This is a genomic window from Aeromonas sp., assembly GCF_050252055.1.
GTDB lineage: Bacteria > Pseudomonadota > Gammaproteobacteria > Enterobacterales > Aeromonadaceae > Aeromonas > Aeromonas caviae.
Genome location: NZ_JBFWLQ010000004.1, coordinates 188,138 through 199,845, shown reverse-complemented (window position 1 = coordinate 199,845; position 11,708 = coordinate 188,138). Strand labels below are relative to the sequence as shown.

Here is an 11,708-nt window from a genome sequence, read left to right as displayed (position 1 = left end):
TTTTATGGCAGTTGCACCTTGAGCGGCGCTATCAGTTCACCACGGCCACGTTGATGGTGCCGTTGCCCTGGGTCATGCGGACCCGGGCACCAGGCACAAAGGTGGGGCTGGCCTTTTGTACCACCACGATGGATTCGCCGTTCTCTTTCTTGATCTCGAGCTCGACCCCGTCAACCTGGTTGAGTTTGTCCCCTGCCGCCTTGCCGGCCGCCGCACCCGCAATGGCGCCACCGGCCGCCGCGATGTCACTGCCACGACCGCCGCCTATGGTGCTGCCGAGCAGGCCGCCGACCACGGCACCGCCAATGGTGCCGATCAGGGAGTTCTCATCGGCCTGGATCTTGACGGGGCGGGTGGAGAGGATGGTGCCATAGCTGACGGTCTGTACCTGCTTGGCGCGATCCTTGGTGTAGACATCGCCGGAGTAGACGTCGCTGTTGGCACAGCCGGTGATGGCGGTGGTGGCCGCCAGCAGGGTGACGAGAGCAATACGTTTGAACATGATGGGCCTCCTGGGCGGGCATCGGATTAATCTGGTGATGAATTGCACTTTACGCCAACCAGATTGCGCATTAAACCCGCAAAGTGTAACCAATTATGTGGCCGGAAGGCTCCCGTGCCGGTGACGGATGGTCAGGTCAGGGCTTTTTCCAGCAGCAGGCGATCCTCGCCCGGCCCGAAGTAGCCTCTCTCTTCTGCCAACTGCTGATAACCCAGCTTGAAGTAGAGGCGCTGGGCCGGATTGGCGGGATCCACGGTCAGTCTGACCCGCTCAACTTCCAGTTTCAGCAGTCCCTGCTCCACCTGCAACATCATTTGCTCGGCCAGGCCGAAGCCGCGCGCTTCGGGGCGCACCGCGAGGGAGAGCAGCCAGCCCTGCGACCGATCCTGACCAAGCCCCCCCAGGGCATAGCCCAGCAGCCGGCCTTCCTGCTCCGCGACGACCAGCAGTTCGGGCCACAGATCCATGGCCTGGCGAAAGAAGAAACCGGGGTAGACATCCTCGCCGAAGACATCGGCATCTATCTGCCAGATGGCGTGCATGTCGGCGTGGGTGGCAAGGCGCAATACGGGGGACGAGTGCATCGGGGCTCCTCTCATCGGGTCTCTGCTGCGGGGCAGCCAAAAAGGAGGCACAGGGTAGAAGGGGCGGGGAGTCGATGCAAGGAGGGGCATTTGTGGCATGCCGCAGATAAAGAAACAGGGCCCGCAGGCCCTGTGTCATCAGAGGAGGCTGGTCGCCTGCTCCAGCCAGGCGAGATCCTCGCCCTCCAGCAGCGGGCTCAGACGGCGGTAGACCTCCGCATGGTATTCGTTGATCCAGCGGAACTCCGCCGGGCTCAGCAGGCTGCGATCGATGAGGCGGATGTCGAACGGCACATAGGTCAGTCGCTCGAAGCCCAGCATCGTCAGCTCGCCACGGGCCTCCTGTTCGGTCACCACCACCAGGTTTTCACAGCGGATGCCGAAGGCATCTTCCCGGTAGTAGCCCGGCTCGTTGGAGAGCACCATGCCCGGCTGCAGGGCCACCAGGCTGCCCTTGGGGGCGATGCGCTGCGGGCCTTCGTGCACGCTGAGGAAGTGGCCGACCCCGTGCCCGGTGCCATGGTCGTAGTTGTAGCCGGCCTGCCACAGGGGCATGCGGGCCAGCACGTCGAGCTGGATGCCGGCTGTACCGCGGGGGAAGCGGGCCTGATCCAGGGCAATATGACCCTGCAGCACCCGGGTAAACATGGCCCTGTGCTCGTCGGTCACCTCACCCACCTTGACGGTGCGGGTGATGTCGGTGGTGCCGTCCAGGTACTGGGCGCCGGAGTCCACCAGATAGATGCTGTCCTGGCCGAAGGCGCGCGGGGTACCGTTGGTGTGGCGGTAGTGGCACATGGCGGCGTTGGGGCCGAGTGCCGAGATGGTGTCGAAGCTCGGCTCCACGTAGTGCTCCTGCTCGTGGCGGAAGGCTTCCAACTGGTCGGCCAGGGTGCCTTCGTCCACGCCGTCGAACTCGCCGCTGGCGATCAGGCGATCCAGCCAGGCCAGGAAGCGGGTGACGGCAACGCCGTCGCGCAGGTGGGCGGCACGCATGCCGGCCAGCTCCACGGGGTTCTTGCACGCCTTGGGTAGCATGGTGGGATCCTGGCCGGCCACCAGAATGGCGCCTGCCTCTTCCATCACGAGCTGGGTCCAGGCGTTGGCGGTGTTGGGGTCGGCCAGTACCTTCTGCTGATCCTCGCCGATGCGCTGCAACACGTCACCCAGCTTGTCGATGGGGTAGACGGAGACATCCTGCCCCACGTGCTGGCTGAAGGCGAAGCAGTCGATCTTGTCGGTATCGACGAAGAAATCCATGGTGGTGTTGGCGTAGAGTACCGCAAAGCCCAGCACCACCGGCAGGCGTTCCACGTCGCGACCACGCAGGTTGAGCAGCCAGTTGATGGGCTCGGCCTGGGTCAGCAGCACCGCATCCAGCCCGCGCTTGCGCAGATCGCTGGCCAGCATTTCGCGCTTGGCCTGGCTGGACTGGCCCGCCAGCTCCTCGCTGTAGAGGATGACAGGGCTCTTGGTCGGAGCGGGACGATCGCTCCAGTGCAGATCGATGGGGTTCTCGTCGATGCGCACCAGCTCGATGCCGCGCTCGGTCAGCACGGCGTTGGCGTTCTGATACCAGGCCAGGCTGTGCAGGCGGGCATCGAAACCGACCCGGGAGCCTGAGGGCAACTGCTCCGCCAGCCACTGTACGTGGGGGTCTTCATTGAGGTGGAGAAACTCGAACAGCTCGGCCGGCGCCTGCATGCGCGCCTGCACGGTATAACGACCGTCGATGAACAGGGCCGCCCGATGCGCCATGATGATGGCGAGCCCGGCGGAGCCGTTGAAACCCGTGATCCAGTCCAGCCGCTCGGCATAGGCGGGAATGTACTCCCCCAGATGCTCGTCGTCGTGGGGAACGATGAAGGCGTCCAGCTCCAGCGTGGCCAGTGTGGCCCTGACCTGGGCGACGCGGGTTTCAATAATCTCGAAATGGTTCATGTCGTTATTGCCAGCTTGTGGTGATGTGAGTGTTCATTGATGGTGGCCGCTTGCCAGGATCTGTCTGATCGATTGGCCTGCCGCCTCGATGTGTTGCTTGAGCAGTACCACTGCCTCGTGCTTGCGCCGGGCGCGGCACAGTTCAAGGAGTCGGGCGTGCTCCCGCTCGGCCTTGTCCACGCCGCCCTGGGCGAACAGCAGTTCGAAACGCACATAGCGGTCGCAGCTCAGATTGATCTGGGCGATCAGTTCCAGTGCCTGGGGGCGATTGGCTGCCTGGTAGAGGGTGGCGTGAAAGCGGTGATTCAACTCGGCCCAGTGTTCGATCTGGGTGCCAGACTCCAGCGCCAGATCAAACTGGGCGAGGATGGCTTGCGCCTGGGCGAAGGTCTCCTCCGTCATCAGGTCGACGGCGTGGAACAGGGTATCGGCTTCGAGCAGTGCCCGCAAATAAAAGAGCTCCTCGATGGCCGAGGCATCCAGCATGGTCACCACGGCGCCGCGATGGGCCTCGAACTTCACCAGCCCCTGCGCTTCCAGTTGCATCAGGGCTTCCCGTACCGGGATACGGCTCACCGCCAGCTCCTTGGCGATGGCGTCCTGGCGCAGGGGGGCGCCCGCTGCAAACTCGCCACGCAATATCCGGCCGCGTAGGTTCTCCATCACCATCTGGGTTCGGGTCTTGTAAGGTGGGGTCATGCTGGGGTCACGGGCAGGTTGCAAAATTGTATATTGTATAAAGTTTGGCTGAATCTAACGCGCAAGGGCCGTCAAGGCAAGGCTTGGCGGGAGCCATATGCCGCGCATCGGCCAAAAAAATACCGGCCAGCAGGGCTGACCGGTACGGGATTGCGAGACGCGAGGCGCGTTTCTTACAACTGCGGGCCCGCCGCGACCAGGCGTTTGCCTTCGTCGTTGTCGGTGAAGCGCTCGAAGTTCTTGATGAAGCGCCCGGCCAGATCGGCCGCCTTGGCATCCCACTCGGCCTGGTCGGCATAAGTGTCTCGCGGATCCAGGATGGCGGGGTTGACGCCCGGCAGCTCGGTCGGCACTTCCAGATTGAACACCGGCAGTACCTTGGTCGGCGCCTTCTCGATGGAACCATCCAGGATGGCGTCGATGATGCCACGGGTATCCTTGATGGAGATCCGCTTGCCTGTGCCGTTCCAGCCGGTGTTGACCAGATAGGCTTCAGCCCCTGCCGCTTCCATCCGTTTCACCAGCTCCTGGCCGTACTTGGTCGGGTGCAGGCTGAGGAAAGCCGCGCCGAAGCAGGAGGAGAAGGTCGGGGTCGGCTCTGTGATGCCGCGCTCGGTACCGGCCAGCTTGGCGGTAAAGCCGGACAGGAAGTGGTACTTGGTCTGCTCCTTGGTCAGCTTGGCGACCGGGGGCAGCACACCGAAGGCGTCTGCGGTCAGGAAGATCACCTTGGTGGCGTGACCCGCCTTGGAGACCGGCTTGACGATGTTGTCGATGTGATAGATGGGGTAGGAGACCCGGGTATTCTCGGTCCGGGAACCGTCGTCGAAGTCGATGGTGCCATCGGCGGCCACGGTCACGTTCTCCAGCAGCGCATCGCGGCGGATGGCGTGGTAGATGTCCGGCTCGGCCTCTTCGGAGAGCTTGATGGTCTTGGCGTAGCAGCCCCCTTCGAAGTTGAACACGCCGTGATCATCCCAGCCGTGCTCGTCATCGCCGATCAGCTGACGCTTGGGATCGGTGGAGAGGGTGGTCTTGCCGGTGCCGGAGAGGCCGAAGAAGATGGCCACGTCCCCATCCTTGCCCACGTTGGCGGAGCAGTGCATGGAGGCGATGCCGCGCAGGGGCAGGAAGTAGTTCATCATGGAGAACATGCCCTTCTTCATCTCGCCACCGTACCAGGTGCCGCCGATGAGTTGCATCTTCTCGGTCATGTTGAAGGCGACGAAGTTCTCGGAGTTGAGACCCTGCTCCTTCCAGTTCGGGTTGGTGCACTTGGCACCGTTCATCACCACGAAGTCCGGTTTGAAGGCCTTCAGCTCCTCTTCGCTCGGGCGGATGAACATGTTCTTCACGAAGTGCGCCTGCCAGGCCACCTCGGTGATGATGCGCACCGCCAGGCGGGTGTCCGGGTTGGCGCCGCAGAAGCCGTCCACCACGAACAGACGCTTGCCGGAGAGCTGTTTGGTGACCAGCCCTTTCAGATGTGACCACACTTCCGGGGTAATCGCCTTGTTATCGTTTTTACCCTGGTCAGACCACCACACAGTATCCTGGGTAGTGGCATCTTTGACGATATATTTATCTTTAGGGGAACGGCCGGTGAAGATGCCGGTGTTGACGTTGACGGCGCCAAGCTCGGTGACGACGCCACGTTCGAAGCCCTCAAGGTCTGAGCGGGTCTCTTCAGCGAAAAGCTGCTCATAGGAGGGGTTGCGAACGATTTCCTGGCTGTTTTTGATACCGTATTGGTCCAGCTTCAGTTGTTGGGCCAGGGTGGGTTCTACCACGATTGTCATTGTATTCTCCTGGGTTCAGAGGTGTGTAGGGTTCTATCTGACGTTCATGCTACCACCTAGGTGGTAGTTTTTAGCGATCGCCATCAAACTTTATAAAATAGGGTATTTTTTTGTTATTTAAGTTAAAGGCGGGTTTTGCCCGCCTTTGATTAGTGTAACTGGTTTGCATCATTACCGGGAGCCCTGCTGAACAGGGTTTCGATGTCTATCCCGTCGAATTCGTAGTGGGCGCCGCAGTAATCGCAGTGCATGTCGATCTTGCCGAGCTCCTGCACCATGGATACCGCTTCCTCCTTGTCTATCTGCAGCAAGGCCCCTTCGCAACGGGCGCGGGAGCAGGTGCAGCGGAACTCGATGGCCTGGGGATCGAACACCCGTACCTTGTCCTGGTGGTAGAGGCGGTAGAGGATCTCTTCCGCGTCCAGACCGAACAGCTCTTCGTCCTTGATGGTGGTGGTGAGCTGGACCAGGTGGTCGAAATCTTCGCTGTGATCCTCGCTCTGGGCCGGCAGCTCCTGCAGCAGGATGCCCGCCGCACGGGGCTCGCCCTCGTGGTGGCCGGTGCGGATCCAGAGGCGGGTAGCCAGTTGTTCGGACTGGGCGAAGTAGTGCTCCAGGCAGGCCGCCAGGGTGTCGGCCTCCAGGGCGATGATGCCCTGATAGCGCTCTCCCTGATCCGGGGTGATGGTGATGACCAGATGGCCGTTGCCGATCAGGCTTTGCAGCTTGCCGTCCGTCGGCAATTCCCCTTCATAGCGTGCCACGCCGCGCAATTGCTGGTTGTTGTCGCCGTTGATGACGGCCAGACGTACCGGACCGTCCCCCTGCAGCTGCACCGTGATGGAGCCTTCGAACTTGAGGGTGGCGGTCAGCAGGCTGGTGGCAACCAGCAGCTCGCCCAACAGGTGCTGCACCTGTACCGGGTAGTTCTGGGCGTCGATGATGTGGCGGTAGGTACGATCCAGCTGGACCAGCTCCCCACGCACTTCGTACTCTTCGAACAGATAGCGATACAGGAGGTCTTGGTTACTCATCATGGTTTCCTAGGATGTTCTTGGGGGAAAATAAACACATTGTTAAACAGGTGGTTAGGAACTAATTCCTCCACCTGTCGTCATAAAGGGGCCACAGACGCGGATTAGGATTGCTTGACCCGGATAAGCTGGCGTCGCTCCTGCTTGTCAGGTCGGCGCTCCGGGCTTGGGGCAAACTGGCTGTTGAAGCGGCGGGCTTCGCTGTTTTCGGCCCGTTTCTTCAGGCTGGCCTCTGTCTCTTCATAGAGTTGCTGGGCCAGCGGGGCGGATTTGCGCTGCTCGCTCACCTCGAGCACCCGCACCTCCCGCTCGTCCTGGCCTTGCCAGAATCGCACCAGGGCGCCGACCTCGACCGCCTTGCCCGGCTTGGTGCGCTGGCCGTTGTAGTGCACCTTGCCGCCGTCGATCTGATCCCGCGCCAGACTGCGGGTCTTGTAAAAGCGGGCGGCCCACAGCCACTTGTCGAGACGGACCTGAGTGCTGCTTTGTGCTGGATTCGACATGGATCGGCTCCGGGATGGCTGAAAAGGTGCCTGATTATACCAGAGGCGGGCCCCGGGATAGAAACAGGGGGCATCCGGGTGTGACGGAAACTGAATTTTCACCCCTTGGTCCCATCCGGTCGGTTGTCTCTGGGTCCATTGCCGTACACAATAGCCAACCGACTTGGATGCCAGACAATTTTGAGAAAGATGACGCTACCGTTCAGGGATGATTTGTTGACTTCCCTTCTGGCTCGCTGCAAGGCCATGCCACTTTCCCGTTTCAGCCAGCCCCTGTTCTGGCTTCTGCTGCTGTTGCTGGCCCAGCAGTGTGCCGTGCTCACCTGGCGCCTGTACGAACTGGCCCAGCCCGCTCCCCTGACCCCCTGGCAACCCTCGGTCACCTCGGTGCAGGGGAGTGGTGGCGATCGCCTCGATCTTGGCAACCTCAGCCGCCTCTCTCTCTTTGGCAAGGCGCTGCAACCTCAGGCGGACAAGGCGGCAGAGACGGTGGCGGCGGATGCCCCGAAAACCCAGCTCAACGCCCAGCTCAACGGGGTGCTGGCAAGCTCGGATCCCGCCAAGTCCATCGCCATCATCGCCCACAACGGGACACAGAACTCTTACGGCATCGGGGACTACATCGACGGTACCCAGGCCAGGATACGCCAGGTGTTTGCCGATCGGGTCATCATCGCCCGGGACGGCCGTGACGAGACCCTGATGTTGGACGGGGAGGAGTATGGCAAGCCCCTGCCCAAACCGGCCCGCCAGGAGGGGCTCTCCTCCGTGCGCAGCGAACTGCTGGGCAACCCGGGCAAGATCACCGATTACCTCAATATTTCTCCGGTCCGGGTGGACGGTCGCATGACCGGCTATCGCCTCAACCCGGGTCGCAATCCGGAACTGTTCAATCAACTCGGACTGGTCGCCAACGATCTGGCGGTCAGCATCAACGGCCTGGATCTGCGTGACAACGCCCAGGCCATGCAGGCGATGCAGCAGGTGGCGGGCGCCACGGAAATGACCGTCACCGTCGAGCGGCAAGGACAGCTCTACGACGTCTATGTCGGCTTGTCAGAATAATGAATTGGAGTAGCACCAAGAATGACAAATAAAGGGAAGGGCTGGCGTCTGGCCACCATGGCGGCAGCCTTGATGATGGCCGGTTCTGCCTGGGCCACCGAGTATTCCGCCAGTTTCAAGAACGCCGACATCGAGGAGTTCATCAACACGGTCGGCAAGAACCTGAACAAAACCATCATCATAGAGCCATCGGTACGCGGCAAGATCAACGTGCGCAGCTATGACCTGCTCAACGAGGATCAGTACTACCAGTTCTTCCTGAGCGTGCTCGACGTTTACGGCTTTGCCGTGGTGCCCATGAACAACGGCGTGCTCAAGGTAGTGCGCTCCAAGGATGCCAAGACCTCGGCCATCCCCGTGGTGGATGACACCAACCCCGGCGTGGGTGACGAGATGGTGACCCGGGTGGTACCGGTGCGCAATGTCTCGGTCCGTGAACTGGCCCCCCTGCTGCGTCAGCTCAACGACAACGCCGGCGGCGGCAACGTGGTCCACTACGAGCCCTCCAACGTGCTGCTCATCACTGGCCGCGCCGCCGTCGTCAACCGCCTGGTGGAGGTGGTTCGCCGGGTGGACAAGGCGGGGGATCAGGACATGGACGTCATCAAGCTCAAGTTCGCCTCCGCCGGCGAGATGGTGCGGCTGGTGACCAACCTCAACAAGGATGGCAGCAATCAGGGGGCCAACGCCTCGCTGCTGCTCTCCCCCAAGGTGGTGGCCGACGAGCGCACCAACTCCGTGGTCATCAGCGGCGAGCCCAAGGCCCGTGCCCGCATCATCCAGATGGTGCGCCAGCTCGACCGGGATCTGCAGAGCCAGGGCAACACCCGGGTCTTCTACCTGAAATATGGCAAGGCCAAGGATCTGGTGGACGTCCTCAAGGGGGTCAGCTCCAGCATCGCCGCCGACAAGAAGGGCGGGGCGGCTGCCACGGCCACGGGCGGCGCCAGCATCGGCGGCGGCCAGCTCGCCATCTCCGCCGACGAGACCACCAATGCCCTGGTGATCACCGCCCAGCCGGACGTGATGGCCGAGCTGGAGCAGGTCATCGCCAAGCTCGACATTCGCCGTGCCCAGGTGCTGGTGGAGGCCATCATCGTCGAGATATCGGATGGTGACGGCATGAACCTCGGGGTGCAGTGGGCCAACACCAATGGCGGCGGCACCCAGTTCACCGACACCGGTCTGCCCATCGGCTCCCTGGCCATCGCCGCCAAGGATTACAAAGACAACGGCAACACCGACGGTCTGTCATCCCTGGCGGGCAGCTTCAGCGGCATGGCGGCAGGCTTCTATCACGGGGACTGGGCGGCGCTGGTGACGGCGCTCTCCACCAACAGCAAGAACGACATCCTCTCCACCCCGAGCATCGTCACCATGGACAACAAGGAGGCCTCCTTCAACGTCGGTCAGGAAGTGCCGGTGCAGAGCGGCTCCCAGAGCTCCACCACCAGCGATCAGGTGTTCAACACCATAGAGCGCAAGACGGTGGGGACCAAGCTGGTGGTGACGCCCCAGATCAACGAAGGAGATTCCGTGCTGCTCAACATCGAGCAGGAAGTCTCCAGCGTGGCACAGAAGCAGGCGACCGGGACCGCCAACCTGGGCCCCACCTTCGATACCCGCACCGTGAAGAACGCCGTGCTGGTCAAGAGCGGCGAGACAGTGGTGCTGGGTGGCCTGATGGACGAACAGACCCAGGAGCAGATCTCCAAGGTGCCCCTGCTCGGGGACATTCCGGTGCTGGGCTACCTGTTCCGTTCCTCCAAGACCTCCACCGCCAAGCGTAACCTGATGGTCTTCATCCGCCCGACCATATTGCGTGACGCCAATGTCTACTCCGGGGTCTCCAGCAACAAGTACACCCTGTTCAGGGCCGAACAGCTGAGCCGGGCTGCGGAAGAGGGCTATGCCACCTCGCCGGCTCGCCAGGTGCTGCCCGCCTATGGCCAGGACGTGATGATGTCCCCCGAGGTGCAGCAGCAGATCCAGAGAATGCAGGCCCAGCAGCAGGCGACCGCCACCGGCGTGCGCGCCCAGGTGCAGGAGCAGCCCTTCGTGCAGAGCAAGCCCTGATGGCCGCCTACCAGCTCGATGGCAGCGAGCTGCCGGCTCCCCTGCCGGAACTGCCGTTCGCGTTTGCCCGCAACTTCGGGGCCATCCTGACCGAGCGCCAGGGTGCCCCGGTACTGCTCTGTCGTCAGGGGATCGCCCCCCAGACCCTGCTGGAGGTGCGCCGGGTGGCGGGCTGTGCCTTCGCGGTGGAGCAGCTTGGCAACGACGAGTTCGAAACGCTCCTGATGGCCCACTATCAGCGTGACTCCTCCGAGGCGCGCCAGCTGATGGAGGATCTCGGCAACGAGATGGACTTCTTTGCCCTGGCCGAAGAGCTGCCCCAGAGCGAGGATCTGCTGGATGCCGACGACGACGCCCCCATCATTCGCCTCATCAATGCCATGTTGAGCGAGGCGATAAAAGAAGAGGCGTCTGACATCCACATCGAGACCTTCGAGCGGGCCCTGGTGATCCGTTTTCGCATCGATGGGGTGCTGCGGGAGATCCTGCGCCCCCATCGCAAGCTCGCCTCCCTGCTGGTGTCGCGCATCAAGGTCATGTCGCGCATGGACATCGCCGAGAAGCGGGTGCCGCAGGATGGCCGCATCTCACTGCGCATCGGCGGCCGGGCGGTGGACGTGCGGGTCTCCACCATGCCCTCCAGCTACGGCGAGCGGGTGGTATTGCGACTGCTCGACAAGAACAACGTGCGCCTCGAGCTCAAGCAGCTCGGCATGACGCTGGCCAACCGCAACATCATCAGCGAACTCATTCGCAAGCCCCACGGCATCATCCTGGTGACGGGCCCGACCGGTTCGGGCAAGTCCACCACCCTTTATGCGGCCCTCTCGGAGATCAACTCCCGGGATCGCAACATCCTGACCGTCGAAGACCCCATCGAATATGACCTCGAAGGGGTGGGCCAGACCCAGGTCAACAGCAAGGTGGACATGACCTTCGCCCGTGGCCTGCGCGCCATTCTGCGCCAGGATCCGGACGTGGTGATGGTGGGGGAAATCCGTGACCTCGAGACCGCCCAGATCGCGGTGCAGGCATCCCTCACCGGTCACCTGGTGATGTCGACCCTGCACACCAACACCGCCATCGGCGCCATCACCCGGATGCGGGACATGGGGATCGAGCCCTTCCTGCTCTCCTCGTCGCTCCTGGCGGTACTGGCCCAGCGGCTGGTGCGCACCCTCTGCCCGGATTGCCGCGCACCGCACCCTGTCACCGAGCAGGAGCGTGTTGCCATGGGCATCGAGCTTGCGCCGGATCAGCAGATCTGGCGTCCGGTGGGCTGCGAGCAGTGCAACCATACCGGCTATCGCGGCCGGACCGGCATCCACGAGCTGGTGGTGGTGGACGAGGCGGTGCGCGAGGCGATCCACAGCGCCAGCGGCGAGCTCGCCATCGAGCGGCTGATCCGGGGTCACACCCCCAGCATCCGCCGCGACGGCATCGACAAGGTGCTCAAGGGGCAGACCAGCCTCGAAGAGGTGCTGCGCGTGACCCGGGAAGACTGA

General features: G+C 62.7%; 10 protein-coding genes. 3 read left to right on the top strand and 7 right to left on the bottom strand.

The genetic code is table 11. The annotated features are described in order from the left end of the window. Window positions 1-31: 31 nt before the first annotated feature. The 7 genes from AB7E19_RS09050 to hslR form a co-directional block, all read right to left on the bottom strand. Window positions 32-502 (bottom strand): glycine zipper 2TM domain-containing protein, encoded by a 471-nt coding sequence (locus AB7E19_RS09050; protein ID WP_010675734.1) that lies wholly within the window; start codon window positions 500-502, stop codon window positions 32-34. Between the two features lie 131 nt (window positions 503-633). Then, a complete protein-coding gene (locus AB7E19_RS09045) occupies window positions 634-1,086 on the bottom strand; it encodes an N-acetyltransferase (protein WP_322131132.1) in 453 nt (150 codons plus the stop codon). A 138-nt stretch (window positions 1,087-1,224) separates the two neighbouring features. Further along, the gene (locus tag AB7E19_RS09040; protein ID WP_322131131.1) at window positions 1,225-3,027 is read right to left on the bottom strand and encodes an aminopeptidase P family protein; all 1,803 of its coding nucleotides are present in this window, start codon (window positions 3,025-3,027) and stop codon (window positions 1,225-1,227) included. Window positions 3,028-3,060: 33 nt separating this feature from the next. Continuing rightward, window positions 3,061-3,726: a GntR family transcriptional regulator gene (locus AB7E19_RS09035; protein WP_029314822.1), complete on the bottom strand. Its 666-nt coding sequence runs from the start codon at window positions 3,724-3,726 to the stop codon at window positions 3,061-3,063. A gap of 173 nt (window positions 3,727-3,899) precedes the next feature. Then, window positions 3,900-5,525, bottom strand: a complete 1,626-nt coding sequence (gene pckA, locus AB7E19_RS09030) for a phosphoenolpyruvate carboxykinase (ATP) (RefSeq protein ID WP_069784268.1) — start codon at window positions 5,523-5,525, stop codon at window positions 3,900-3,902. A gap of 149 nt (window positions 5,526-5,674) precedes the next feature. After that, window positions 5,675-6,559: an Hsp33 family molecular chaperone HslO gene (hslO, locus tag AB7E19_RS09025; RefSeq protein ID WP_010675729.1), complete on the bottom strand. Its 885-nt coding sequence runs from the start codon at window positions 6,557-6,559 to the stop codon at window positions 5,675-5,677. A gap of 104 nt (window positions 6,560-6,663) precedes the next feature. After that, window positions 6,664-7,062, bottom strand: coding sequence for a ribosome-associated heat shock protein Hsp15 (gene hslR / locus AB7E19_RS09020; protein ID WP_010675728.1), 399 nt, complete (start codon window positions 7,060-7,062; stop codon window positions 6,664-6,666). 216 nt (window positions 7,063-7,278) lie between these two features. Between hslR and exeC the strand changes: the two genes are divergently transcribed. Genes exeC through exeE form a run of 3 tightly spaced genes read left to right on the top strand, consistent with a single transcriptional unit; the run spans window position 7,279 to window position 11,708 of the window. Next, window positions 7,279-8,127, top strand: coding sequence for a GspC family type II secretion system variant ExeC (exeC, locus tag AB7E19_RS09015; protein WP_372587280.1), 849 nt, complete (start codon window positions 7,279-7,281; stop codon window positions 8,125-8,127). 21 nt (window positions 8,128-8,148) lie between these two features. Beyond that, a complete protein-coding gene (exeD, locus tag AB7E19_RS09010; RefSeq protein WP_010675726.1) occupies window positions 8,149-10,203 on the top strand; it encodes a GspD family T2SS secretin variant ExeD in 2,055 nt (684 codons plus the stop codon). Further along, complete coding sequence (gene exeE / locus AB7E19_RS09005; protein WP_010675725.1) at window positions 10,203-11,708, top strand: GspE family T2SS ATPase variant ExeE; 1,506 nt, start codon at window positions 10,203-10,205, stop codon at window positions 11,706-11,708. The genes exeD and exeE overlap by 1 nt, the downstream gene beginning before the upstream one ends.

Excerpts from the sequence above, each read along its gene's own strand:
- AB7E19_RS09050 (WP_010675734.1), bottom strand. The coding sequence starts at position 502 with ATGTTCAAACGTATTGCTCTCGTCACCCTGCTGGCGGCCACCACCGCC.
- AB7E19_RS09045 (WP_322131132.1), bottom strand. The coding sequence starts at position 1,086 with ATGCACTCGTCCCCCGTATTGCGCCTTGCCACCCACGCCGACATGCAC.
- AB7E19_RS09040 (WP_322131131.1), bottom strand. The coding sequence starts at position 3,027 with ATGAACCATTTCGAGATTATTGAAACCCGCGTCGCCCAGGTCAGGGCC.
- AB7E19_RS09035 (WP_029314822.1), bottom strand. The coding sequence starts at position 3,726 with ATGACCCCACCTTACAAGACCCGAACCCAGATGGTGATGGAGAACCTA.
- pckA (WP_069784268.1), bottom strand. The coding sequence starts at position 5,525 with ATGACAATCGTGGTAGAACCCACCCTGGCCCAACAACTGAAGCTGGAC.
- hslO (WP_010675729.1), bottom strand. The coding sequence starts at position 6,559 with ATGAGTAACCAAGACCTCCTGTATCGCTATCTGTTCGAAGAGTACGAA.
- hslR (WP_010675728.1), bottom strand. The coding sequence starts at position 7,062 with ATGTCGAATCCAGCACAAAGCAGCACTCAGGTCCGTCTCGACAAGTGG.
- exeD (WP_010675726.1), top strand. The coding sequence starts at position 8,149 with ATGACAAATAAAGGGAAGGGCTGGCGTCTGGCCACCATGGCGGCAGCC.
- exeE (WP_010675725.1), top strand. The coding sequence starts at position 10,203 with ATGGCCGCCTACCAGCTCGATGGCAGCGAGCTGCCGGCTCCCCTGCCG.